Below are 25,831 nucleotides of genomic sequence, written 5' to 3' on the forward strand. Positions count from 1 at the left end.
TTGAATACGGTGTGGTTAGAGGAAAAAGTCCATACGGAAATAGATCGGCGCTTCGCGCTCGATCACATCCGGACGTTCCAGGGAATGCGCAAAAGTCACCGAGGCAGCAACGTGCTGGCCTCGGGTAAACAGCTCGAACGAGTTGCTCGACAAGCGGCCATGCTGGTCGCCGTTGTAACGGTCGTTGCGGATCACGCCCTGGTCGTAACCGGCAGCAGCGCCATATTCGGCGAACACCGGGCGCAGCCAGTCCAGCGTGACCGGGCGGGTCAGGCGTACTTCATTGCGCCAGTAGCCACCGCTGTCGCCAGACAGAAACTCATCCTTGTAACCGCGCACCGACGACGACCCGCCCAGGCTGGTACGTTGCGAGCTGAACAACACATCTTCGCTGCGCTGCCCGGTGGCCAGGCTGGTGAAGCTCAGGTTCTCGCCCCACAGCTGAAAAGGGTGCAGGTAGCTAAGGGTGCCGGTGTATTTGCGATAACGCGCATCGGCCTGGCCCGGGCCAGGATCATGGCTACCCTGCGCATCCAGCGCGCCGATGCCCTGCTGCATGCCCAGGTCGATGTTGATGAACGCCGAACCGACCCGTCGACCGTGGTTGATGCCGAACTGCGCCTCGGTGATGCGGTTGCTGCTGAGCGCCAGTTTGCTGTCTTCTACATAATTGTTGGTGCGAAGGTAGGACAAACCGGCATTGAGCGAGGTCTTGCTCAGCGCGTCGCGGTACACGACCCGCTCGGCCTTGAACTGGTGGTTCTGGCTGTCGCCGTCCTGCTTGAAGTTGATGTTCGAGGCCTGGGCCACCGAACGGTATTCGCTGGTGTTGTACAGATAGCTGAATGTCCACCAGCCCCAGGGCAAACTGTAGGCAAGCGAGGCATTGCGCGAGGCTTTCTGCCGGTCGCTGATCGCGTCGTGGCCGCCGCGCAGGCTGAACTGATCGGCCAGCCCCAGCGGATTGTCCCATTCAAGCCCGGCGTTCCATTGTTGCTCACCGGTGCTGCGCTGCCCCTCGTTGGTACGCGACAGGTTGGCCCGCCACGGTTTTTGTGGAGTGTTCTTGACCACCACATCGCTGCCGCCGACGACCTGGCCGGGGGTCAGTTCCATCTGCGCCTGATTGGACGGCAGACGGTTGAGCTGATCGACCATCTGCTCGATTTCGCGCAGGTTGACCATCTCGCCCTCCTTGCCGGGAAAGGTCATGGCCAGCTCACGCGCCGACAGACCGCTGGCAGCATCGCCACGCAGATGCTCCAGCTTGCCTTCAATGACCAGCACTTGCAGGTCGCCTGTAGACAGGTCCTGTTGCGGCAGATAGGCGCGAGTCGTCACCAGGCCTTTTTCGAGGTAGTGATCGGTGATGACTTTCAGCAACTCGTTGAGCTGGGCGACGCCAAGGCACTTGCCTTGATACGGCGCGATCAGCTCATCACGCTCGGCGGGCGACAGTGAATCAGCGCCCTTGAGCTCTATACGCTGGATGGTGAAGCAGCGGGTGTCGGCAGGCGCGCCTGGTACCGCGGGTGCAGCTTGTTTGCCCGGCAGGTCCTTGAGGTCTTCAAGACGACGGCGTTGCTCTTCGAGCAAGCGATCCTGACGATCACGAATGAGGTCTTGTTCGCCTGGCAAACTGGCGGGAGGGCTGGCTGCAAGCAAGGGGAACGGCGCAATGGCGAGCATGAGCAGCAGGGCCACTCTGGGAGCATGAGGGTACACGGTGCGTCCTTGCAGTAGCATATTGATATCAAAAGGTGGGCAATATTAGAACGCCATCATCATGGCGTCAAATATTTGTATCGACCCTGTATCCGATTTGTTGAACTTTTTTTGAAATTGATTTTGACAGTACCGACCTCTAGCCCGCATCAAAGGATCGTGTGCTTAGTTTTGATAGGCGACAGCGTATCTTTTCGGCATAGCATTAAGGTCATAATTAAATATATGCAGAAATGCTAATCGGCTAGCACACGAAAACCGGCTCGCGCCAAGGCAGCGGACGCACTGATAAAATGGCCATGGTTTAAAGCAAATAGGTGAAAGCACGCTGATCCTCCAAGGCTCTGGAGCCGCAACGACGGTCTTTCTGTATCGCTAAGGTGTAAATAAAGAGGCTGCAGGTTATCGGTCAAACCCTGCAATGTGGCGCATGAGTAAACACGGGATGGGCCATAACAACTAGTTGTCGGCAAATACCCGACAATGAACTGCTATTCCAGCCGCCTCCCGTTGTATGCACTATTGGGGGCGCTGCAGTCTTGTATCTGTTTAAAAGCGCGTTATGGACTCTAGAGCCTCCCGCGCCTTGCGCTCATCGTTATACACAATCTAACTGCTTATTGTTCCAATGCGGAGCGCGAGGAACGAGAAGCGTACGGAAAACACTTCTCATTACTCTGCGCGGGAGGCCTTTCGAATCACGGTTGCCCGGACAACTTCATGATCATCCGCGACAGCAGATAGATCCGTGGCGCGACACTGCCCACCTCGGCGTACTCTTCAGGCGTATGGATGTTGCCACCGACGATGCCGAAACCATCCAGTGTTGGCGTTCCTACGCTGGCAGACAAACTTGAGTCAGCCGCCCCGCCGCTGCCCTCGATGGTCAGGGTGCGCCCCAGTTCACCGTAGATGCCCTGTGCCATCGCGACCAATGCATCGGACTGCGGGGTCTGCGGCATTGGCGGCAAGCCACGGACCAGACTGGTCTTGACCTCGGTGTCAGGCACCAGTTTGTTGGCCGACACCCTGGCCAGGTCCTGCTCGACGCGGTCGAACTCTTCCGGCACTGCCGCACGCACATCGGCCTTGGCGCTGGCCTGATCAGGAATCACGTTGGTGCGGTCCCCCGCCTTGAGCACGGTAAAGTTGACGGTGGTTTTCTTCTCCTCATCGCCCAGTTTGCCGAGTTGCAGGATCTGATGCGCAACCTCGGTGGCAGCGTTACGCCCCAGTTCCGGCGCAACGCCCGCGTGCGAGGCTTTGCCCTTGACCTCGACCAGTGCCGTCGCAGAACCCTTGCGCCACACCACCAGACCATCGGCAGGACGACCCGGTTCCAGGTTGAGCGTCACGTCATGCTCCTTCGCGGTTTTCTTGATCAGCTCGGTAGCGACACCTGAACCGGTTTCTTCGCTGGCGTCGAGCAACACCGTGATCTGCGCGTAGTCGGTGAATTTCAGGTTGTGCAGAACCTTCAATGCGTAGATGGCCGCCACAATGCCGCCCTTGTCATCCATCACACCAGGGCCATAGGCACGACCATCCTTGATATGAAACGGACGCTCGGCCGCAGAGCCTTCCTTGAACACGGTGTCCATGTGTGCCATCAGCAGAATCTTCGCCTTGCCGGTGCCTTTCAGGGTAGCGACTACATGATTGCTGGCCTCGGGCGTATTCGGAACGAGTTCGATGGTGGCACCGAGCTTTTTCAGTTCCTCAATCGCGATGTCACTGACTTTGGTCAGGCCCGGTACATACCCGGAGCCTGAATCGATGTTCACCAGACGCTCCAGCAGCTTCAAGGCTTCGTCCTTGTATTGCTCGGCATCGGCCTGAATCGCCTTGTGCGGTTCGGCCATGGCCGCTGGTGCCAGAGCTGTCAACGCAAGTGCCAGGGCGAGATGAGCGGCCAGTGGCGAGCGGGAGAATGAGCGCATGTTGTTCCGTCCTTGTGTTCGGTTCGTCGAGGTGTTCAGGACCATACCTTACACAAACAACGGCCGTCATGAGTCAACTCGCGGTACGCCAGCGTTCGAACGTGTCAAACAGCAGCCCATACAGAATCGGGATCAAGCCCAGCGTCACCAGCGTGCCCAACGCCAGCCCGCCCATGATCGTGATTGCCATACCCTCCCAGAGCGGGCCGGCAAAAAGCATCAGTGGGACCAAGCCGATGATGCAGGTCAGTTTGGTCATCACGATCGGCCGCAAACGCTTGATCGCTGCGTTGACCACCGCCTCACGAACCGACAGCCCGTGTCCGCGCTCAACCTCGATGCGTTCGAGCAATAGCACCGCGTTGTTGACAATGATGCCGGCCAGCGACAGCAGCCCGAACGTCGCCATGAAGCCGAACGGGTATCCGGTCAGCACCAGCGCCAACGACACGCCGATGAGCACAAAGGGCACACTGGAGATGACGATCAGCAACTTGCGAAACGAATTGAACTGCCACACGAACAACAACAGCATCGCCACCAGCGCGTGCGGCATGTATTGCAGAAGCGCCTGGTTGGCTTCGGCCGAATCCTCTATTTCGCCACCCAGTTCGATGCGATACCCCGCTGGCATGTTGAGCGTCGCAATCTGTGGTGCCAGATGCTCAATGATCGAGGTGGCGGTCAACGACGGGTTGTGTCCAACCACAGTGATCGCACGCTCCAGATTGCGGCGCTGAATGGTCGATGCCTCGGCCTGGGGCTCGACCGTCGCGATGGCGGACAACATCAGCGGCGCCGCCCCGGAAGCCGGGTAAATCAACGTACTGTCCAGATCATTGGCAGGCGTAATCGATGTGCCCTGCTCACGAGCCACAATCGCCACAGCCGTTTCACCATCCTGCAACGATGACACAGACAGCCCGGTGTTCCTCAGTTGCAGAGCTTGCGCGATGTCCTGAGTGGAAACACCGGCATGCAGCGCCTTGTACTGATCGACGACTACGTCATAACGCAGCAGCCGGGTACGCCAGTCATCATGTACGTCCAGGGTTCCGGGCAACGCCGACAAGGCTTGCTCGATTTTGCGGGCAATATTTCGCAGCACTTTTTCGTCAGGACCAATGACCCGGTAGACCGCAATCCCGGCTTCGGTGGTGCCCATGGAAAACCGCTTGGGCTGCGCTTCGACTTCGGGGTGCTGAGTCAGGATGAAATGCCGGGTTCGCTCAATGACTGCATCGAGGTTGGCACCGTCACGCACACTGACCGTGAAGTAGGCAATATTCGGCGCAGGCAGAGGCGGATTGAGACCCAGAACAATTCTCGGTCCGCCATTGGCGACATAGCCGATGCTGTGTTTGACGTCCTGATCGCTGCTCAGCCACTGACTGATATCGCGCACGGCCTGAGACGTGGCACGCGAGCTGCTGCCGGGTTCCAGCACCAGCGGAATCTGGAACTGCATGCGGTCGGACTTGGGCAGAAAGTCATAAGGCACCTGGGTCAGCACGACGACCGCAACTGTCAGCAATCCCAGCATGCTGGCGATGAAGATCAAGGAGTGATTCAGCAGACTCTCGATGACTTTTCGATAGCCTCGATAGAACACCGATGCATACTCATCGGCGTTGTCAGTCGCACCTGAGACTGCCGGTGCCTTGGCGAAGTAAAAGCATAACAGGGGCGTCACGGTGATGCTGAGCAGCCACGAGCTGATCAGCGTGGTGGCGAGCACAATCGCCAGCGAACGCAGGTATTCGTTAGTGCTGGTCTGCCCCAGAAAGAACGGCGAAAAAGCCAGCACAATGACCAGTGACGAGGTCAGCAAGGGGATCATCAACGTACGCCCGGCTTCCTCACAGGCCCGCCGTCGGTCCTCCCCGGCGTGCAGACGCCGCTCGATGTCCTCGGCGATGACAATGCCATTGTCCACCAGCAAGCCGAGGGCCAGGATGATCGCGGCAATCGACACCGTCTGCAGTTCTATCCCCAGCGAGCGCATGACCAGCAATGTACTCAGGATGGTCAGCGGCACAATCACCCCGACCACCAGGCCGGTACGCCAGCCCAGAAACAGCATGACCACACACATCACAATAACGACCGTTTCGGCCATGACGTGATACATCTTGTTCATTTCGTGCTGAACCACGCTGGACTGAAACGTCACGATGTGCAGGGTAAAACCCGCTGGAAGTTGTTGTTCCAGCTCACCGAGCTTTTTGCGCAGAGCGGCACCGAACGTCTGGACATTGAGCCCGGGCTGCATCGAAACGGCCAGCACCACAGCATCCTGCCCTTGATAGATCGCTTCGGTTTCCGGCGGGTCGACAGGGCTCACCGATATTCGGGTCAGGTCATGCAACGCTACCATCTGTCCGCCAGGCAACTGCACGGGAAACTGACGAAGCTGATCCAGCGACAGCACCTCGCCGCTGACCGAGAGCGTGGTGCTCTGTTGCCCGATGACCGGGTTGCCTCCCGGCGCGATCAGGTTGCGGTTTTGCAATTGCTGGAGCAACTGTTGTGGCGAAAGCCCGGCTGCCGCCAGGGTCTGGTGATCGAAGTCGAGGTAGATTCGCTCGTCCTGCAGGCCATACAGCTCGACCTGATCGACACCCTTGAGCTCATAAAGCTGATTGCGCAGGCGTTTTATCGGCGCACGCATCTCGCTCATGGTAAAACCCGGCGCCGTCAACGCAACGGAAGCCACTGCCACGCGACCGAAATCATCGTCCACAAAGGGCCCTTGGGTGCCAGCCGGGAAAACGCCGTTCGTTTCGCTGACCTTCGCCCGGAGTCGTTGCCACAGCAGCCCCAGGTCCTTGATGGAGTCATACGCCGTGACTTGCACAATCACCCGGCCTGGCTGGACCGTGGTGACAATGTTCTTGATCTCGGCCAGTTCACGGATCCGCTCTTCGAGTGGCCTGGCAAGCAGCTCTTCCGTCCGCTCGGTGGAGAGTCCTGGCAGGGATACGCTGACCAGTGCGTCGCGAACCGTCACCGAAGGCTCTTCCTGCGACGGAAACCCCAAAAAGGTCGCGACACCGGCGAGCAAAACAAGGAAGGCCGCAAACAGGGTCAGGCGGCTCGCGCTCATTGCGCGGTAGGTAAGACTCATTGCGTGCCCCCGGTCAAACGTGTGCCAGGCTGAAACAGAGTGACGGTCTCGCCGTCCTGCAGGAAAGCAGCGCCGGCAGTGACCACTCGCTCCCCGACAGCCAGGCCGCTGGCGATCAACGCCCGGCCATCTTTAACCGTACCCAGCGAAACAGAGCGGATGGCGACTGTTCCGCCTGGCTGGTAAACAAAGACCTCGGCGGCGTTGCTGCCGGTGCCCATCCACAACGCCTGGACCGGGACCGACAAGGGCTGTGTGCCGGTATCGGGATGCATCTGCACCAGCAGCGTGACGCCGCTGGGCAATCTACTGGCAGGCCGCAACACACGAAACACAGCCGTTCTGACCAGCCCGTCATCGGCACGGGGTGAGATGCCTTCAAGTGCCAGATCAAACCCTGAAGTGCCGTCTGCCGTGCTTGAGGCTCTGGCCAGGTCACCAGGTTTGAGCGTTTCGGCAAGTGCCAGCGGAACAGCAGCCACCACCTCCTGCCCGGCAGCGGATTCGATGTCCAGCACCACTTGCCCGGCGGGCAACACGGTACGCGGCTGTGCATGCCGTGCGACTACGCGCCCGGCAAAGGGTGCGATCAACCGGGTGCGGTCCAGCTCGCGATGGGCCAGAGCCTGTTCGGCCTGGGCCCGGACCTGCTCGGCCTTGGCCTGTTCACTGGATGCCAGGGCCGACTCGACCACACTCTGGGCGACACTGCCTGCCGCGAGCAGACGCTTCTGACGCTGATAATTAAGCTCACGTTCAACCGCCTGCGCTCTGGCCAGACGCAAGCTGGCCTGCGCCTCTTGCAGACGCAGCTGCGCAGGCTGTCGGTCAATGCTGGCGAGCACCTGATCCTTTTCAACGGTATCGCCAATGTCGACCCGCAGCTCTGTCAGGGTGCCTGCCGATTCAAACGCCAGACTGGCGCGCTCCTGCTGCCGAACGGTGCCGATAAAGCGCACCGTGGTTCCCTCTCCTGCCCGTGCAGCTTCAACCTTGACGGCACGGATGGCCGAGACGCTGGCCGTATGCTTATCGCTGCACCCACTGACCATCAGGGCGATCATTACGATACTGCAAGCGTGTAAAACACATCGCTGTAGATCAGGAAACCCATCGGGATGTAATCGCATGGCAGGCTTCACCCCTTTAGAAGGCGTAGTTCAAGGCAATCAAACCGCTGCCTTCGGCATCGGTCTCGACCAGCGGGCTGCCGCGGGTCTGATCGGTGTAGTGAGTCACCCCGACGCTTGCAACGGTTGACCAGTGGGCATCAAAGGTGTGCTGCCAGGCGAGCGCAGCCGAGTACGCGTAAATCCCGCTGTCTGCCGTGAACCTGGAAAAGCCGGTGCGCTGGCTCTGGATCGGGCTCACACCGAAGTAGGTCTGGTTGTAACGGCCGTCACCGGCATGCGCATCGATATCCAGCGTCACCGTATCGGTCTGGCTGTGGTAGGCGATGCCCTCAAAACCCAAGCGGTAACGGTTGCCACGCTTTTCACCGGCCACACGCAGTTCGGCCTCGGCACTGGCCGACAACCACGGTGTGACCTGTTGAGAGATCATGAAGTCGCCAACCGTTGCACCCTTGACGGTGCCCATCCCTATGAGCTCATTGGAACCAGGGCGGTTTGTACTGTTTTTCTCGGTACGGCCGAAATCGTAGTTGAGCGCTGCGCTGGCCCCGAACCCGGAATCGGACTGCCATTGCAGCCCCACTCCCCGTGCGGTATCCGCAAAAAAGATGCCGCGCTGGACAGTGAGCATCGGCAACACCTGACTGCGGTATTCATCGGCCCCCATGTAGCGTGGCAGCACGGCCATGCCGAGGCCGAAATTGACGTTGAACCTGTCGCCGAAAATGGACTGGCTTTGCGTGGACGCGCTGTCCTGAGCACAGGCCTGACCGACCAGTGTCATGGCCACTGAGGCGATCAACACGCCAAGCGCAGGCTTGAGCAGTGCAGGACGAACGTGAGGACGAGCGATTTCAGGACTCATGGTGATACTCCGGTTTCATTCAGGATTGAGGTGGGGTTGTCGGTTCTGCGCCGCGAAGCACTCGAAACAGGTCGATCCGGTTTTGTTGCAGCTCATCGAGTGACTTGCGACCGGCTGCATCGGCTTCGGCGATACGGATGGTGGAGCCCAGCAATGCCGTGCGTTCGGCAGCACCGGCATTGAGCTCGAAAGACAGGCGGCGCACTTTTTCCTGCACCAGCGCGACGCGCTCGATCTCGTTGCGAACATGGCCCAGGGCCTGCTGACGACGGGTCAGCACACCGGCCATTTCACGGAAGGCGTTCTGAATGGCTTTTTCATACTCGGCGACCGCGATCTGCTGGCGCACATGCGCCAGATCCAGGTTGGCCTGATTACGCCCGCCGTCGAACAACGGCAGGTTCAGTTGCGGGGAGAACAGCCAGGTACCGCTGCCATTGCTGAACAGCGTGCGCAGACTGTCGCTTTGCAGGCCTACGCTGGTACTGAGTTTTATGGACGGAAAGAATGCAGCACGGGCGGCACCGATATTGGCGTTGCTGGCCTTGAGTGCTTCTTCGCGCTGACGAATATCAAAACGCTCAAGCAGACGCTGAGACGGCAGATTCGACAGCCAGGCCGGTGTCTCGACCAGCGCGGCGGTCAGCGCTGGCGTTTCCGGCGTGGTGGCTGGCAATACTGCCGAGTAGCCGGTGAGCAGCAGCAAAGCCTGGGAAGCGTTCGCGTGATCGCTTAGCGCATCCTGTACCTGCTGCTGTGCAGTCAAGGTTTCAAGGCGCTGCGCCATCAGATCGTCGAGTGAAATGGCACCCTGGCGCTGCTGCTCTTCGGCGGCCTTTGCCAGCATCAGCCGGGCGTCATGAACGGTCTGCGCATCCTGCTGCACGGCGGCAGCCAGACGCTCGGCCAGCCAGGCGCGAGCCACTTCGGCAACCAGCGCACTGCGCGCCGCCTGCTGGCCATACGTGCTGGCCAGATAATCATGCCGCGCGGCCTCGGACAGGCTGCGCACGCGCCCAAAAAAATCCAGCTCAAAGTCCGAGACGCCCACCGATGCTATGGAAATGTCCTGACCATAACGCTCATCGGCAGCCGCATTATCGAAGTGCTGGCGGTTACGCTGGACGCCTGCGGCAATTGTCGGAAAACGATCGGCACGGGTTATGCCGCGCATCGCCCTGGCTTCGTCCACCCTCAGCAGCGCCACGCGAAAATCGCGATTGAACGTCAGGGCTGATTGCAACAGAGCCCGCAATTCACCCTTTGGCGACAGCTCGGCAGCCAGCGCTTCTTCGTCCGCAGTCAGCGCGATGGCAATGGACGCCTCACCGGCCGGGACGACAGCAGACAACTGGTTTGCAGGAACCGGCAAGGCCGGGCGCTGATACTCGGGAATCAACGAGCAACCCGAAAAAACCAGGCTCAGCAGCATAGCCAGGCAACAGCATCCGAGGTTGCGGATACGCTTGGACAGCGGTGTACTCATCAGCATAGGATCTGTCCGCGACAGTGGGCTCTGGACGCAATCCTGAACGTCGACTTTCAATAAACCGTTCGTGAATTATCAAGATTTGATCAAGAGGCATTCTTGTGTCAGGAAAACGCATTCTGATCGTCGAAGACGATGCCGACAGCGCCAGCATTCTCGAGGCTTATCTGCGTCGTGACGGGTTCAGCGTAGGGCTGGCCGAAAACGGGCAGCGCGGTATCGATATGCATCGCCAGTGGAAACCCGACCTGATTCTGCTGGACGTCATGCTGCCGCTGGTCAGTGGTACGGACGTGCTGTCGGCGGTGCGCCGTTGCAGCGACACACCGGTGATCATGGTCACGGCCATGGGCGACGAACCGGAAAAGCTCGGCGCATTGCGCTACGGTGCTGACGATTACGTGGTCAAGCCCTACAACCCCAAGGAAGTGGTGGCCCGTGTGCACGCGGTACTGCGCCGCTCCCAGCAGAACGCCAGTAACGACCGCCATTTGCGTTACCAGAACCTGCTGGTGGACCTGGATGCAGTCACCGCCATCATTGAAGGACGCGAGGGCACAGACACACTGCTCGACCTGACACCCACCGAGTTCAAGATCCTTTCGACCTTGCTGAAAACACCCTCCAAAGCCTTCACCCGCGAAGAATTGCTGGAAATCTGCCTGCCCGACAGCGAGGCGCTGGCCAGGGTTGTCGATGCACACGTGCACAATCTGCGTCGCAAACTCGAAATTCACGGCGTGGATAATGTGCTGGTGACTGTCCGCTCTGTCGGCTATCGATTCAGGTGAGCCTCATGCGACGTTTCTTCAGACACCGGCAGAAACCTTTATGGCACTGGGTCGGCATGCGCATGAGCATGCTGGCCGTCGGCGCAGTCATCGTGATCGCGTTCTGCATGTGGCTGCACGTCACGGTGTCTGACTGGCTCACATTGCAGGCAATGCCAGTCGATGTGCGCACGGAGTTCATACGGTTGCAGGCCGAACCTGCCATGGACATGGTCAAGCTTCGCGAGTTGTTCTTCGAGTATTACCCGATCGAAAACCTGCTGCCGGGCATCGCCAACAAGGAGTGGTGGGTATTGGCAGCGCTGGTGATGATGGCCATCCCGATCATCATTTTTTTCGGCTTTCTGTTCTCCCGCCCGCTTTCCAGCCAGTTCTCTTCGATTGCCAAGGGCGCGCGTCAGGTCGCCCAGGGTGACTTCAAGACGCGCCTGCCCATGAGCGACAAAGACCCGGACGAGCTACAGGCGCTGGTCAGCGACTTCAACACCATGACTACCCAACTGGGCCGTTACGAACTGGAGGTCAGCGAGTCCAGCGCGATGATCGCCCATGAACTGCGCACGCCACTGAACGCGGCCATGGGGCGCATTCAGGGCATGATCGATGAAGTGTTCCCGCGCGATCTGGCACAACTGGAAATGGTCCACCGCCAACTTAACCAGTTGAACAAACTGGTGAGCGATCTGCACCTTCTCTCGCTGGCCAGCGCTGGCCAGTTGACTCTGGACAAGACGGTATTTTCCCTTGAGAAACTGGTGGCCGAACGCCTGAGCTGGTTTGCCGCACAGCTCGATGAAGCGGGCGTTGTCGTGACCATCGACATCCCCCAACGACTGACCGTCACCGCCGACCGTGACCGGATCGGCCAGGTGGTCAATATTCTCGTCGATAATGCGCTGCGCTATTCGGCGATGGGCGGAGAACTGCTGATTGTCGGCAGGGCCCGCGCACGTAGCATGGAACTGACCGTCTCCGACCGCGGGCCCGGCTTCGGCTCGGAAAACCTCGAGCAGGTGTTCGACCGTTTCTGGCGCGCCGAACGTTCGCGGGCACGCTATTCGGGAGGCAGCGGCCTTGGCCTGTCCATCGCCCGGGCTATTTGCCTCGAGCATGACGGCACTATCGGGGTGCGCAACAGGCCTGGCGGCGGGTCGGTGATCCGCCTGGAAATCCCGGCCTGACCCTGCTGACCCGAACCTGCGGATCAATGCCCCATCAACGAATCGATAGCGTCCGGTTTGTCGTGCACGCCAAACCGATCCACCAGCGTAGCCGTCGCCCGGTTCATACCTACAACGTCCACGCTGATACCCGCCCTCCTCAACTTGAGCACCACCTTGTCCAGCGCGGCAACCGCAGTGATGTCCCAGAAATGCGCCTCGCGCAGATCAATGGCGAGTGTTTCGACGTTTTCGCGCAGGTCGAAGGACGCCATGAAGCGCTCGGCAGAAGCGAAGAACACCTGACCGGTCACGTAATAAGTGCGGTGGCTGTACTCGGGGTCTCGGCGCGAAGTGACGTCGAGATAACGGGCGATCTTGCTGGCAAAGAACATCGCGGCCAGCAGAGAACCCACCAGCACGCCGTAGGCGAGATTATGGGTGGCGACCACCACGATCACCGTCACGACCATCACGATATTGGTCGAGAGCGGGTACTGTTTAAGGTTGCGGATCGACTCCCAACTGAACGTACTGATCGACACCATGATCATCACCGCCACCAGCGCCGCCATCGGAATACGCGCCAGCCAGTCGCCCAGAAACAGCATCATGATCAACAGCAGCAAGCCCGCGCTGAGGGTCGAGAGACGCGTTCTGCCACCCGACTTTACGTTGATCATTGATTGGCCGATCATCGCGCAACCGGCCATGCCGCCGATCAGACCACTGGCGATATTGGCAATGCCCTGCCCCTTGCACTCACGATTCCTGTCGCTGGCGGTATCGGTCAGATCATCGACAATGGTTGCGGTCATCATCGACTCAAGCAGGCCCACCACCGCCAGCGCCGCGGAGTACGGCAGGATGATCAACAGCGTGTCGAGATTCAGCGCAACGTCCGGCCACATGAACACCGGCAGGCTGTCAGGCATTGCGCCCATGTCACCGACTGTTCGCACATCAAGGCCCATATAAATGGACATTGCCGTGAGCAGCAGAATGCACACCAGCGGCGACGGCAGCAGTTTGCCCAGCAATGGCAGGCGCGGAAACAGATAGATAATCGCCAGGCCCGCCGCCGTCATCGCATAGACCGGCCAGGTCGCGTGGGTCAGCTCTGGCAGTTGGGCCATGAAAATCAGAATCGCCAGCGCGTTCACAAAGCCGGTCACCACTGATCGTGAAACAAAGCGCATCAGTTCTCCGAGGCGCAAATACCCCGCAACAATCTGCAGCACGCCGCACAGTAACGTGGCGGCCAGCAAATACTGAAGACCATGCTCTTTCACCAGGTTCACCATCAGCAGTGCCATCGCCCCTGTGGCTGCGGAAATCATCGCCGGGCGGCCGCCCACGAAAGCAATGACCACGCAGATACAGAACGAAGCGTAAAGCCCGACTTTCGGGTCTACCCCTGTGATGATGGAGAACGCAATGGCCTCTGGAATCAGGGCCAGTGCAACGACAAGCCCGGCCAGAACATCGGCCCGGACGTTGGAAAACCACGTAGCTTTGATTTTTTCGAGCATGGAAATACCTGTGTCGAGCACAGCAGGACGCGCAGCAGCGAGTGCCGGACATGCGTGTGCATCGGTTTTCGAATGAGTAGGTTGAGGTGGCGGCGACCGTAAAACGGACACAGCGACAGGTGACCGCAGTCAGTGGCAGTCAGGGTGTGGCGAGGGGGCGAAGCGCTAAGGCGGCGTAGGCAGCCAGCTGGAACGGGACAAAAGTGATTCCTTCGATGGGTCGCAGGACGCGAGCATCATAGCCCCATCCGTTTGAGGGGTTCAAGACGCAGATGCCTGCCCAATAGCGGCACGGCGCAGCTGATATGCTTTTTCCAGGATAACTTGCCCCTGTTTGCAAAGGCGGTTTTCACTCATGATGCAGGCATCATTTGCCCCGATGCCTTCTATGAAACGCTACGAAAAATTCGCCGCCGACATTTCGGAAATGATTCGCAGCGGCGTGTTGCCCGCCGGTGAGAAAGTCCCCTCCGTCAGGGTTGCCAGTCGCACCTATTCGGTGAGCCCCGCCACCGTCTTCAAAGCGTATTACCTGCTGGAAGACAAAGGCCTGATTCAGGCCCGTGCACGCTCCGGGTATTACGTACGCGAGCATGCTGCCAATGCGCTGACCGAGCCTGAGTTGGTCAGGCACACCAGCGAAGGCACCGAACTGGGCGTCAGCGACCTGATTTTTTCCGTGCTTGGCTCGCTCAAGAACCCGGACACTGTCCCTTTCGGCTCGGCATTTCCCAGCCCGCACCTTTACCCATTGCCGCGCCTGGCCAAGTCGATGTCTTCAGCGGTGCGGGCGATGACGCCAGCGGGCATTGTCAGCGACATGACCACCGGGAACTCCGAACTGCGCCGCCAGATTGCTCTGCGCTACATGATCAGCGGCGTGCGCCTGCCCGCCGACGAACTGGTGATCACCAACGGCGCGATGGAGGCCCTGAACCTGTGTCTGCAATGCGTCACCGAGCCCGGCGACCTGGTCGCCATCGAAGCTCCGGCGTTCTATGCCTGCCTTCAAGTGCTGGAGCGTCTGAAGCTGAAAGCCGTCGAAATCCCCGTGCATCCGCGTGACGGGGTGGACCTCGATTCGCTGCAGGACAGCCTGACACGCCTGTCGATCAAGGCTTGCTGGTTCATGAGCAGCTTCCAGAATCCGCTGGGCGCGAGCATGACCCAGGCGAAAAAACTCAGGCTCTACAACCTGCTGGAACGGCAGCAGATCCCGCTGATCGAGGACGATGTGTACGCCGAACTGTATTACGGCGCCAATGCACCCCATCCGGTCAAAAGCCTGGATCGCAGCGGGCTGGTGATGCACTGCAGCTCGTTTTCCAAGACCTTGGCCCCCGGCTACCGGGTCGGCTGGGTGGCAGGCGGGCGTTTTACCGAACAGATCAATCGGCTGAAACTGATGACCACCATTTCACCCTCTGTCCCCGCCCAGGCAGCGATTGCCGACTACCTCAAACATGGCGGCTACGACCGCCACCTGCGCAAATTGCGCGACACCCTCGAACTGCAACAAGGCGCGATGCTGGCCGCTGCCGCTCGTTATTTCCCGGCAGCGACACGCGTCACCCGCCCCGCTGGCGGGTACTTTCTGTGGTTCGAATTTCCCGAGCAAGTAGACTCGCTGCAGGTGTTCCAGATGGCCCTGGCCCAAGGTATCAGCCTGGCACCCGGCCCGATCTTCTCGGCCTCGCAGCGCTTCAAGAATTGCGCACGCCTGAACTACGGCACGCCCTGGGATGAACGCAGCGAGCAGGCCATGGCGATGCTTGGACGAATCATCGCGTCGTTCTGATGTGTTTACGTTCGGCCCACGTACAACTGATCCGTATTTTTAAGCTGTTTCTGAATCTGTACCAGAATCTGCCTGCGCAGGATAATCGCCACGCATTAAAACGCGCAGGACAACCGAAAGAAGCCGGAACCTGCGACTCGTTACAGACAGATCGATCAGCAGGAGACGCTCATGGGCAAGCTCGGACTTTCATTGATAGGTTTTTTGTTGCTGGCAATAGCGGTGGGTTTGCTGGGGACTATTTCGCCGTATTGAGCATTGATTACCGCCGTCATGCTCATCGCTCACGTTTATACACACACGTCCTGATGACTATCGCGCCCATGCTGCGCATTGGCGCGAAAATCTGCTCCAGACTCGTTCAGCAGCCGATTAATTAGTTTTCCTCATATACCCTTGCCGATTTACCCGTCTAGTATCTCAGCCTCCCCTCGCATAACTTCCTTTCGACCAATGTTGCTGCAGTGCAATCGTCACTGAGAACAGCCCATCCATGTTTTTTCGCCCGCGAGCTGTGCTGGTTCGCTCCACGGGAGGCACACGATGCAAAAACGCAATTTAGGCAACAGTTCTCTTCAGGTATCGGCGCTGGGCCTTGGCTGCATGGGCCTTAGCCACGGTTACGGTCCGGCTACCGAGACAGGCAAAGCCGTTTCGCTGATTCGCTCTGCCGTAGACCTCGGCATTACTTTTTTCGATACCGCCGAGCTGTTCGGTCCCTACCTGAATGAAGAAGTAGTGGGCAAGGCCTTGGCACCGGTTCGGGATCAGGTTGTGATCGCCACCAAATTCGGCTTCACATTTGGCGACGACAACCGGCAGCAGATTCTGAACAGCCGCCCGGAGCATGTCAGGACGGCTGTCGAGGGTTCACTGCGCCGACTCAAGACAGACTACATCGACTTGCTGTATCAACACCGCGTTGACCCCGACGTACCTATCGAGGACGTGGCTGGAGTCGTCAAGGAGCTCATCGCCGAGGGCAAGGTCAAGCATTTCGGCCTTTCCGAGGCAGGCGTGCAAACCATCCGACGAGCGCATGCCGTTCAGCCGGTCACTGCGCTGCAAAGTGAATACTCACTGTGGTGGCGAGAGCCCGAGCAGGAAATCTTTCCAACGCTCGCAGAGCTGGGTATCGGCTTTGTACCCTTCAGCCCGCTGGGCAAGGGTTTTCTCACCGGGACGATTTCGGCGGATGCCTCGTTTGGCAGTGATGATTTCCGCAGTGTGGTTCCACGCTTCACTCAGCAAGCGCTGAAGGCCAACCAGAATCTGGTTCATCTATTGGGCGAGATCGCCGAGCAAAAAGGCGTGACGCCTGCCCAGATCGCACTTGCCTGTCTGCTTGCACAGGCGCCCTGCATTGTTCCCATTCCCGGAACGACCAAGCTGCATCGCCTCGAAGAAAACGTCGGCAGTGCGTCTATCACCCTTTGCGAAGCTGACCTGCAAGCAATCGCTTCGCTCCTGGCGCAGATCAGCATCGAGGGCGACCGCTACCCCGAGTCTCTCAAAGCTCGTGTGGGTCGCTGAGGGAGTGTTCCCACGCTGAATGACACGCTAACTTCATTTCCGGACAGGAGATTGCAATGAAAACCCGCATACTGGGCAACGGCCTGGAAGTATCCGCTCTGGGCCTGGGCTGCATGAGCATGACCTCGGCCTATGGCCCGGCCGCCGACCGGCAGGCCATGATCAGCCTGATCCGCAGCGCGCACGAACGCGGGGTCGACTTCTTCGATACCGCGGAAGCCTACGGCCCGTTCAGCAACGAAGAGCTACTGGGCGAAGCCTTGCAGCCGATTCGTGATCACGTGGTCGTCGCCACCAAATTCGGCTTCGATATCGACCTGACCAGCGGTGCCAGAGGCGCGGGCACGAACAGTCGCCCTGAGCATATTCGCGCCGTCGCCGAAGCGGCGTTGAAGCGTCTGCGCACTGACTGCATTGATCTTTTCTACCAGCACCGCGTCGACCCCGCCGTCCCCATCGAAGATGTCGCAGGCGCTGTCAAAGACCTGATTGCCGAGGGCAAGGTCAAGCACTTTGGCCTGTCCGAGGCGAGTATCGATACCGCTCGCCGCGCCCATGCGGTGCAGCCGGTGACAGCTGTGCAGAGCGAATACTCGCTGTTCTGGCGTGGTCCCGAGCAGGACCTTCTGCCTGGGCTTGAAGCGCTCGGGATCGGCTTCGTGCCGTTCAGCCCACTGGGTGCGGGGTTCCTGACCGGAAAGATCGACGAGCACACGCAGTTCGATGCCTCGGACTTTCGCAGCGTCGTACCGCGCTTTTCCCAGGACGCACGCAAGGCCAACATGGCGCTGGTCGACGTCGTCAAGGCGGTTGCCCAGCGCAAGAACGCTACGCCTGCGCAAGTGGCGCTGGCCTGGCTGTTGGCCCAAAAGCCCTGGATCGTCCCGATACCCGGCACCACGAAACAACACCGTCTTGATGAAAACCTCGGGGCCGTCGAGCTGGAACTGACTGCGGAGGACCTGCACATGATTCAAGAGCAGACAGACCGCATCGTTCTGCTCGGTGATCGCCTGCCCGAAGCAGCGTTGAAGATGACCGGTCTGTGACCGCACATTGATCAAGGCTGCTGCCAATGCGCAGCAGCCTCCCTTCCCTGTCAGGAATTATTCCGATGAAAACCCTGATTGCCCTGCCTGTTGTCTTCTCGTTGGTCACCGGAGTGGCGCATGCCGAGCAGTCCGCGGACATCCGCATTACCCGTGCAGGCACGCAGCCTTCCATTCAAGGCAGCGCCGAAAACTTTACCGGCGCAGTGCGTGTTGACAGCCTGTTCAAGGCTGACAGTCCAGCCCGCATTGGCGGTGGCACCGTGACCTTCGAACCTGGCGCACGCACCGCCTGGCACACCCATCCGCTCGGGCAAACGCTCATCGTGGTTGCCGGTGTCGGCTATGTGCAAAAAGAAAGTGGGCCTCGTCAGGAAATACGTCCCGGGGACGTCGTCTGGATCCCACCGTCGGTACGCCACTGGCACGGAGCGACTGCCACCAACGGCATGACGCATATCGCGCTGGCAGAAGCTTTGGAAGGTAAAGCTGTTACATGGGCCGAAAAGGTCTCCGACGCAGAATACGAAGGTATGCGCCAATGACACCGTCGCTTTTCGGCTCAGTACTTCATCGCAGAGCCCGGCCACTGGCTGCCTTGCTGGCAGCGTGCCTCGGGTTGGGCAATGTAACGGCCGCCGTCGCTCAGGAGCATGCGCCAGCGCCTGCCATGACAAACACGACGCCACCGGCTGGCACGCTGTCTGGCAAGCGGCAAGCCATTCCATTGATCGCCGCGTTCATGGCTACCAACGATATGCCAAAGCTTGACTCGGCGCTGAATCAGGGGCTCGACGCGGGCCTATCCATCAGTGAGGCCAAGGAGATTCTGGTTCAGCTCTACGCCTATGCCGGGTTTCCACGCAGCCTCAATGCGCTGGGCGAACTGATGCAAACGGTCGAGGCGCGCAAACAGCGCGGTATTCAGGACGCACCCGGAAACGAACCCGGCCGGGCGATCCCCACAGGCGAGGCGTTGCGTGAGGCAGGAGTAGCCAATCAGACATGCATTTCCGGCGGCACCGTCAAAGGGCCTTTATTCGACTTCGCCCCTGTCATCAATCAGTTCCTGCAAACCCATCTGTTCGGCGACATCTTCGAGCGCGACAACCTCGACTGGCAAAGCCGCGAGCTGGCCACCGTCGGCGCCCTGGCAGCAATGCCGGGTGCCGAGCCGCAGTTGCGTTCCCATATGCTGGCAAGCATGAGGGTGGGTTTAAGCGCTGCACAGTTGCGCGAAGTGACCAACATACTTGCCGAACAGGCAGATGGAACCATCGCCAGACGCGCACGCGAGGCGCTGACACAAGCACTCGAAACGTCAAAGGACTGATCATGAACATGGCAAGAAACCTTCTGGCGCTTGCTATGGCGGGCATGCTGGCAGCCTGTGCGGTGAGTTCCAGCGAACCGGGCAATAACAGCGCGCCGCTGACGATCCAGAAACAAGGCAGCTTTACCGCCGGTGGCGAGATGATCACTGCACCGGGCACGTTCAACCCGCGCAAACCCATGCAGCCCGATGGCCAGACTTACCACGGGGACCATGCCTATGTGTTTTATCAAGTGCCGGTCAACGCACGAAAACTGCCAATCGTCATGTGGCACGGCGCAGGTCAGTTCTCCAGGACCTGGGAAACTACCGCTGATGGCCGTGAGGGTTTTCAGAATATATTTCTGCGGCGCCGGTTCGGCGTCTACCTGATCGATCAGCCGCGCCGCGGCGACGCCGGTCGCAGCATGGTCGAGGCAACACTCAAACCCACACCGGACGAGCAACTCTGGTTCAACCAGTTTCGCATCGGCCTGTGGCCCGAGTACTTCAATGGCGTGCAGGTTGCTCGTGATCCCGGCACACGCGAGCAGTTTTTCAGGGCCATGACGCCAAACACCGGGCCATTCGATATGAACGTCATCTCTGACGGGGTATCGGCAATATTCGACAAGATCGGCCCCGGCATTCTGTTCACTCACTCCCAGGCGGGCGGCCCGGGCTGGCTGACGGTCATCAAGAACGAAAAACCCGCCATAAAGGCGGGTTTTTTCTTGTTCAATGGCATTGCCTGGCAGCGTTGAAATACTGTCTGGCTCCACGAGCTGGACTTGAATAGAAGTATAGGCACCCAAAAATCACAAACGCTTATGCGAAAAACAACGCGCTAAACACGGTCTATGTACTTGGCTCCGCTGGCCCAATGGGCTGCGAAATCGGCAGAGCGCACTGCAGGATTACAACTCAGGATATCGAAAGTCGCCAACCGGTGAACATCGAACGGATCTTCGGCGACCATTCGTTGAATGTCCGCGATGTGTTCACCGTGCGCAAGGATGAAGCCCCCGTTCCCATCGGCGAGAGGGCCGGCAAACAGTACAGTTCCGGACTGTATATAGTTGACCAGCCACGCTTTGTGGGCGTCCAGATGAGCGTTGACTTCCTCAGCAGGACGAAGGTAAGTAAGTTTGATAGCAAATAGCATAAAATCAAGCCTCCAGACTGGGTGAGTTATTGAGCAGGGACTGACAACCCTGCAATGACAGCGGACATTGCAGCGGTTGCTTTTTCAACGCCCTGATCTCGTACTGGTTGGCCTCTGGAAACGCCCTCAGCGCGGATGAAGTGGACATCGCTAATTCCCAGAAAACCAAAAAATGCCCTGAGATAGCTTTCCTGGAAGTCCATTTTTTGCAGTGGTCCGTCCGCGTAGAATCCCCCACGAGCCGAGACCACGATGACGCGTTTGCCGCCGGACAAACCTACAGGGCCATGTTCTGTGTATTTAAAAGTTCGTCCGACCTGAGCGATCCTGTCCAGCCAGGCCTTTAGCTGGCTCGATACGCTGAAATTGTACATAGGAGCACCGATAACCAGCACATCGCTCGCCAGGAACTCCATAACCAGGATTTCTGACAGTTGATGCTCCTGCAGAATGGCCTCCGGAAAATCATTGATCCCGGTTTGCCGGAACCCTGCTGCAATAGGACCCGTGAGATGCTTCAACTCATCATCGACCAGGTCTCGGTACTTCACATGAGCCTCGCGGTGGCTGCCTTGAATGTGTGCAACAAGGGTCGAGGAAAGTGCACGGGTTATGGAGTTGCTGCCCATTATGCTTGAGTCAATATGCAGTATTTTCATGCTTGAGGCCCTTGAGATAAGTAATGGTTGTTGTCAAAAAAGCCGTGAACACTTTTCATCGTCCGGCTTCTCTGGCGGCGTGATCAATGAACTTGGCTACCGTATCGGGATGAGAAACTAGTGACAGATGGCTGGATCGAATTGATAAGGTCTGCGCTCCAATCTGTTTCGCGATAGCCCGCTGTACCGACGGTAAAAGCGCCTTGTCATCCGTTGTTTGCAAGTACCAGCTTGGCTTGTCGTGCCACGCCGCGTGCTGGATCTTCTCCGCGAAACAGGCTGCTGCGATAGGCTGTTGGACTGATGCAAGCAACTGCGCTTTTTTCATCGGCAAGTCCGCCGCCATGACGAGATGAAACTGCGCGGGATCGTCCAGCCAAAGCCAACCCTCCTCATCGGGTGTCAGGCCAGTCATAGGTGCATTCAGTCGCTGCAGGAGGCCCGCTGCTGATTCACCGCTGTCGGGCACCAGAGCGGAGAGATAGACCAGGCCCTTCACATTGGAGGCGTTACCGGCCTGTGTTATCACGGTGCCAGCCCATGAGTGCCCTACCAGGAGCACGTCGCCTTTTTGTCGGCGAAGCACGCGCTGCGTTGCCAAAACGTCATCTTGCAATGAGGTCATCGGGTTCTGCACTGCGGTGACGTAATAGCCCATGGCGGTCAGTTGCTTAATCACCGACGACCAGTTCGAGCCATCGGCAAATGCGCCATGTACCAGCACGATGTTGCGCACAGTGCCGTTAGGCAACGCAGCCATGGCCGGGCCACTGGAGAACAACAGCGATAAACCCAAGGCCAGGCCAAGCCGGCTCAGCCAGCTCAGTTGACTGGGACGTTTCTCTTCTTGACGCATGGAGTTCGTGTGGAGCGGCAGTTTCATGTCGGAGCGCCGTTGCAAATGACTGTGCACAGCTTAAGCAGGCCCAACTGGAACTGTTAGATAACAAATAGGCCACACTTCATGCAAAACTCGCCAACTTGATTGCCAAAGCAGGATTTGCCATGCGCATTGCGATTGTTGCTGTGGAAGGTAGCTTGATGTCCGCCATCACTGGGCTGGCTGATTTGTTCTGGATGACCAATCAGGCGCTGAAATCACCACCGCCCGGGTTGGCTTCGGAAATGAGGGCCAAGATCGATGTTGAATTTGAGACGATCATCGTCAGTTCGGATGGCAAGGCGCTGCGCGATCCTCAGGGCAGACTGATTCCCGTTGATGCAGACTTTTACACCGCGGGGTCTTTTGATGCAGTCCTCGTTACCGGCATGGCCTTGGGCCCGGATAAATTGCCGCCCACGTCCGACTCCCTCAAACGCGCGGCGGATTGGCTCAAAGTGAACCACCAACAAGGCGTACTGGTCTGTGGGGCGTGCGCGGGTACGTTTGTTCTGGGAGAGGCTGGGCTGCTCGACAACAGACGTTGCACCACTACCTGGTGGCTGCATCACGCTTTCAAAAAACGATTTCCAAAGGCTCAGCCCGTGTGGGGCGCTGCGGTGGAGCAGCAAGACGGCATCATTACCACTGGAGGGCCGTTGTCCTGGATTGATCTAGCCCTCTACGTGATCAGGTGCCTGGCCGGTGCCGATGTCGCCAGGTTGACCGCAGATATTTCTGTGACCGACAGCTTGCCACTGCCTCAACTGGTTTATGCACCCCGCGGTTTTATAAATAGTGCTGATCCGCTGCTTCTGGAAACCGAGCAAATCATTCGCCATGCCAGACCCGGGCTGACGGCTGAAGAGCTCGCCAAAATGTTGAATCTGAGCGAGCGGACAATGCATCGACGATTCAAGAAATTAACCAATGAGTCGCCTAAAGAGCTCATTACCCGAGTGAGGATAGAAACGGCTTGCGTCCTCCTCCAGACACCGGGAGCCAGCATTAAACAAGTGGCACTCAAGTGCGGCTACAACGAGGATACCTCGTTCCGACGGGCTTTCATTCAACTTACCGGGATGACGCCTGCGGATTACAAGCGCAGGTCTAAAGCGCAGTCCTCCGATGCGAGCGGATCAACGACGCGTTCGGTGCAGACGTAAGATTCATTTCTGGTACTGGAGGCGATTTAAAAACTACTCAAGGTGTTTTCTCAGCCAAGTCCATGAATTGTCGCGTTGCCAGCGCTCGGCGCCAAAACGAAAAAACCCGCCAGAAGGCGGGTTTTCGGTGTTTCAAAGATTTTTAAAGTCTTCTCTGAAACCTTGTCTGGCTCCACGACCTGGACTCGAACCAGGGACCCAGTGATTAACAGTCACTTGCTCTACCAACTGAGCTATCGCGGAATGAGCGCTATGTTACTGATTAGGAAAAGGAAGTCAAGCGAGGGGCTGAAAAATTTTCTGCGTGCGGCTTACGCGATATCGGTTGTTCCTGATGCACCCACGGGAGAGTACCTCTAGCGCCTTACGCGACACGGGACGCAGCTGATCGTACTGAAGTTGGCACTTCTGTCACATCAAGAAACATCTATCCCGGTCGACATCTGAGTCAGGTAATTCCTTTCCTACGGATCAGGTATAACAAAAAAATGGCCTCGCTCAAGACAGTACAAGCTCGCTACACCGCAACCTTCGTAGGATTCATGGCGCTGGTCATTGTTCTGACGGTTTATGGCATCGGTCAGTTCGTGTCCCCCAGGCTTACCGCCAACGATGAAAACATGCTGACCGCAAAGGCGGCAGACATCAGCAATGAGATCAAGACCGAGTTGGCCCGCGTACAGGCGCAGGCGCGGGTGATCACCGAGCTGGTGCCGCAGCTTTCCAGTGACGATATCGACCGCCTGCTGCCGTTCATGGTCAACCAGTACGGCGAAGCCAAGGTATTCGGCGGCGGGATCTGGCCTTTGCCGAACGTGCGCACGCCCGGTCGTGCCAAGCACAGCACCTTTTACCATCGCGATGCGTCGGGCAAGTTGATCGTCAACACCCATTGGAACTCGCCTGAGTCGCTCAACTATTTCGAACAGGGCTGGCACAAAGGCGGCTTGAACTCCCCTGCTGGCCAATGCGCCTGGGCGCCCGCCTATCAGGATGCCGCCAGCCCGGAACCGCGCACCAACTGCGCCATGGCCATTACCAAAGACGGACAGCCTTGGGGCGTGTCGACCATCGACGTGACGCTGGGCTTCTTCAACAAGCTGGTTGAAGCCAAAGAGCAGGAAGTCCATGGCCGGATCATGATCATCGAGGCCGATGGCAAGATTCTGTCCAACGTACCGGGCAGCAGCGACAAGATCGTGCTGCGCAATGTCTCCGAACTGGCGGCGCAATCACCGTTCATCAATGGCATCAAGTCGGCACTCGCCGCCAAAGGTACTGGCACCTCGCGTCTGACCTACCAGAACAGCGATGGCGAGGAGTCAACGCTGTTTCTGATCCCGGTCACGGGCACGCCCTGGTTGCTGGCCGTTTCGCAAAACACCGATCTGCTGAAAAGCCAGAGCGAAACCGTCCTAAAGACCCTGGCCTGGCTGCAGATCCCGATGGTTCTGGTGCTGCTGGTGCTGATGATTGTTGCGTTGCGCACGCTGATGAACCGCCTGGGCGTGCTCAAAACCAACATCGACACGCTGTCGGCCGGTGATGCCGATCTCACCCGGCGCATTGCTGTCAAAGGGCACGATGAAGTAGATCAGGTGGGTGAGTCGGTCAACAACTTCATTGCCTACCTGCAACGCATGATGCTCGACGTCAGCAGTTCCACCAGCGAGATTGCCAGCGGTATCGAACAACTTCGCAGTCAGGCGGGCGTTACCAATGCCATTCTGATCCGTCACGCCAACGAAACCGATCAGGCCGTTACTGCGATCACCGAGATGTCCTCCACCGCGGACGAAGTGGCCCGCAGCGCGGCGCAGACCGCAAGCTTCACGCAGTCGGCCAACGAGAACGCGCAGGTATCGAAAACCGTTGTTGCAGACGCTTCTGACAGCGTGAATGCACTGATCAGCGAGGTCGATTCGGCCACCAGCAAAGTGCAGTCAATGGAGCAGGACGCCAAGCGCATCAACGCGGTGCTGGCGGTGATTGGCGAAATCGCCGGGCAGACCAACCTGCTCGCGCTTAACGCGGCCATTGAAGCAGCGCGTGCCGGCGAACAGGGCCGTGGCTTCGCGGTCGTGGCCGACGAGGTGCGCGCCCTCGCCGCTCGTACCCAGGCCAGCACGTCGGAGATCAACGAAATGCTCGGCAGCCTGCAACAAGGCGTCAGCGCCGCAGTAGCCGCGATGGAAAAAACCCGCCAGAGTTGCCAGACCACGGCGGGCAAAACCACTGCCGTAACAAGCGGCCTGGACGACATGACTCGCTCGGTTCTGCAGATCAACGACCTGAGCACGCAAATCGCCACAGCGGCCGAGGAGCAAAGCGCGGTGTCCGAGGAAATCAGCCGTAACATCATTGCCGTTCGCCACATCGTCGAAGAACTGGTCGAAGGCGGCTCCAGCAACGAACGCAGCACCGCTGCCCTTTCCGAGTCCAACACTCGCCTGATTGCGCTGGTACGGCGCTTCAAGGTCAGTTAAAACATGTGCGGGCCTGTCGCG

The 25,831-nt window shown here is 58.7% G+C and carries 18 protein-coding genes, 1 tRNA gene and 3 pseudogenes; 11 read left to right on the forward strand and 11 right to left on the reverse strand.

Going from position 1 to position 25,831, the window contains the following annotated elements; all coding sequences use genetic code 11:
• Positions 1–15: 15 nt before the first annotated feature.
• From KP808_RS14670 to KP808_RS14695, 6 genes are all read right to left on the reverse strand, one after another.
• Positions 16–1,725 (reverse strand): ShlB/FhaC/HecB family hemolysin secretion/activation protein, encoded by a 1,710-nt coding sequence (locus KP808_RS14670; RefSeq protein WP_326839548.1) that lies wholly within the window; start codon positions 1,723–1,725, stop codon positions 16–18.
• A gap of 698 nt (positions 1,726–2,423) precedes the next feature.
• Positions 2,424–3,665, reverse strand: a complete 1,242-nt coding sequence (locus tag KP808_RS14675) for a M20/M25/M40 family metallo-hydrolase (RefSeq protein WP_122281964.1) — start codon at positions 3,663–3,665, stop codon at positions 2,424–2,426.
• A gap of 73 nt (positions 3,666–3,738) precedes the next feature.
• A complete protein-coding gene (locus KP808_RS14680) occupies positions 3,739–6,792 on the reverse strand; it encodes an efflux RND transporter permease subunit (RefSeq protein ID WP_230016399.1) in 3,054 nt (1,017 codons plus the stop codon).
• Positions 6,789–7,856: an efflux RND transporter periplasmic adaptor subunit gene (locus KP808_RS14685; RefSeq protein ID WP_230016400.1), complete on the reverse strand. Its 1,068-nt coding sequence runs from the start codon at positions 7,854–7,856 to the stop codon at positions 6,789–6,791. The genes KP808_RS14680 and KP808_RS14685 overlap by 4 nt, the downstream gene beginning before the upstream one ends.
• Positions 7,857–7,938: 82 nt before the next feature.
• Positions 7,939–8,790 carry a MipA/OmpV family protein gene (locus KP808_RS14690; protein WP_230016401.1) on the reverse strand — a complete coding sequence of 284 codons (852 nt, stop codon included), beginning with the start codon at positions 8,788–8,790 and terminating at the stop codon, positions 7,939–7,941.
• A 19-nt stretch (positions 8,791–8,809) separates the two neighbouring features.
• A complete protein-coding gene (locus KP808_RS14695) occupies positions 8,810–10,282 on the reverse strand; it encodes an efflux transporter outer membrane subunit (protein WP_230016402.1) in 1,473 nt (490 codons plus the stop codon).
• 98 nt (positions 10,283–10,380) lie between these two features.
• On the opposite strand from KP808_RS14695, the gene KP808_RS14700 reads away from it, so the two are divergent.
• Both KP808_RS14700 and KP808_RS14705 read left to right on the forward strand, forming a co-directional pair.
• Positions 10,381–11,070 (forward strand): response regulator, encoded by a 690-nt coding sequence (locus tag KP808_RS14700; protein ID WP_230016403.1) that lies wholly within the window; start codon positions 10,381–10,383, stop codon positions 11,068–11,070.
• Between the two features lie 5 nt (positions 11,071–11,075).
• On the forward strand, positions 11,076–12,251 hold the full coding sequence (locus KP808_RS14705) for a sensor histidine kinase (protein WP_230016404.1): 1,176 nt from the start codon (positions 11,076–11,078) through the stop codon (positions 12,249–12,251).
• Between the two features lie 23 nt (positions 12,252–12,274).
• Here KP808_RS14705 and KP808_RS14710 read toward each other — a convergent pair whose 3' ends face one another.
• A complete protein-coding gene (locus tag KP808_RS14710; RefSeq protein ID WP_230016405.1) occupies positions 12,275–13,762 on the reverse strand; it encodes a SulP family inorganic anion transporter in 1,488 nt (495 codons plus the stop codon).
• Between the two features lie 388 nt (positions 13,763–14,150).
• On the opposite strand from KP808_RS14710, the gene mapR reads away from it, so the two are divergent.
• From mapR to KP808_RS14740, 6 genes and pseudogenes are all read left to right on the forward strand, one after another.
• Positions 14,151–15,560 (forward strand): GntR family transcriptional regulator MpaR, encoded by a 1,410-nt coding sequence (mapR, locus tag KP808_RS14715; RefSeq protein WP_230016406.1) that lies wholly within the window; start codon positions 14,151–14,153, stop codon positions 15,558–15,560.
• Positions 15,561–16,103: 543 nt separating this feature from the next.
• Positions 16,104–17,093 (forward strand): aldo/keto reductase, encoded by a 990-nt coding sequence (locus KP808_RS14720; protein WP_230016407.1) that lies wholly within the window; start codon positions 16,104–16,106, stop codon positions 17,091–17,093.
• A gap of 56 nt (positions 17,094–17,149) precedes the next feature.
• Complete coding sequence (locus tag KP808_RS14725; protein WP_230016408.1) at positions 17,150–18,142, forward strand: aldo/keto reductase; 993 nt, start codon at positions 17,150–17,152, stop codon at positions 18,140–18,142.
• Positions 18,143–18,207: 65 nt separating this feature from the next.
• On the forward strand, positions 18,208–18,687 hold the full coding sequence (locus tag KP808_RS14730) for a (R)-mandelonitrile lyase (protein ID WP_230016409.1): 480 nt from the start codon (positions 18,208–18,210) through the stop codon (positions 18,685–18,687).
• Positions 18,688–18,812: 125 nt separating this feature from the next.
• Entirely contained in the window at positions 18,813–19,475 is a 663-nt protein-coding gene (locus KP808_RS14735) for a carboxymuconolactone decarboxylase family protein (RefSeq protein ID WP_230018899.1), read from the forward strand.
• A gap of 2 nt (positions 19,476–19,477) precedes the next feature.
• Positions 19,478–20,164: pseudogene (locus KP808_RS14740) on the forward strand (alpha/beta hydrolase); the annotation flags it as partial.
• 137 nt (positions 20,165–20,301) lie between these two features.
• Here the strand turns inward: KP808_RS14740 and KP808_RS14745 are convergent.
• The 3 genes from KP808_RS14745 to KP808_RS14755 are packed head-to-tail and all read right to left on the reverse strand — an operon-like array spanning position 20,302 to position 22,161.
• Positions 20,302–20,619 carry a YciI family protein gene (locus KP808_RS14745; RefSeq protein ID WP_003435885.1) on the reverse strand — a complete coding sequence of 106 codons (318 nt, stop codon included), beginning with the start codon at positions 20,617–20,619 and terminating at the stop codon, positions 20,302–20,304.
• A 26-nt stretch (positions 20,620–20,645) separates the two neighbouring features.
• Positions 20,646–21,278 (reverse strand): FMN-dependent NADH-azoreductase, encoded by a 633-nt coding sequence (locus KP808_RS14750; RefSeq protein ID WP_003371994.1) that lies wholly within the window; start codon positions 21,276–21,278, stop codon positions 20,646–20,648.
• A 55-nt stretch (positions 21,279–21,333) separates the two neighbouring features.
• Positions 21,334–22,161: an alpha/beta hydrolase gene (locus KP808_RS14755; RefSeq protein ID WP_003371992.1), complete on the reverse strand. Its 828-nt coding sequence runs from the start codon at positions 22,159–22,161 to the stop codon at positions 21,334–21,336.
• A 122-nt stretch (positions 22,162–22,283) separates the two neighbouring features.
• On the opposite strand from KP808_RS14755, the gene KP808_RS14760 reads away from it, so the two are divergent.
• Positions 22,284–23,324, forward strand: coding sequence for a GlxA family transcriptional regulator (locus KP808_RS14760; protein WP_003435886.1), 1,041 nt, complete (start codon positions 22,284–22,286; stop codon positions 23,322–23,324).
• Between the two features lie 167 nt (positions 23,325–23,491).
• On the opposite strand, the gene KP808_RS14765 is transcribed toward KP808_RS14760, so the two are convergent.
• A tRNA-Asn gene (locus KP808_RS14765) sits at positions 23,492–23,567 on the reverse strand.
• A 512-nt stretch (positions 23,568–24,079) separates the two neighbouring features.
• On the opposite strand from KP808_RS14765, the pseudogene KP808_RS26195 reads away from it, so the two are divergent.
• Positions 24,080–24,901, forward strand: a pseudogene (locus KP808_RS26195) (cache domain-containing protein); the annotation flags it as partial.
• Between the two features lie 333 nt (positions 24,902–25,234).
• Positions 25,235–25,810: pseudogene (locus KP808_RS26200) on the forward strand (methyl-accepting chemotaxis protein); the annotation flags it as partial.
• Positions 25,811–25,831 lie beyond the last annotated feature (21 nt).

This window comes from Pseudomonas savastanoi, from assembly GCF_020917325.1.
GTDB lineage: Bacteria > Pseudomonadota > Gammaproteobacteria > Pseudomonadales > Pseudomonadaceae > Aquipseudomonas > Aquipseudomonas amygdali.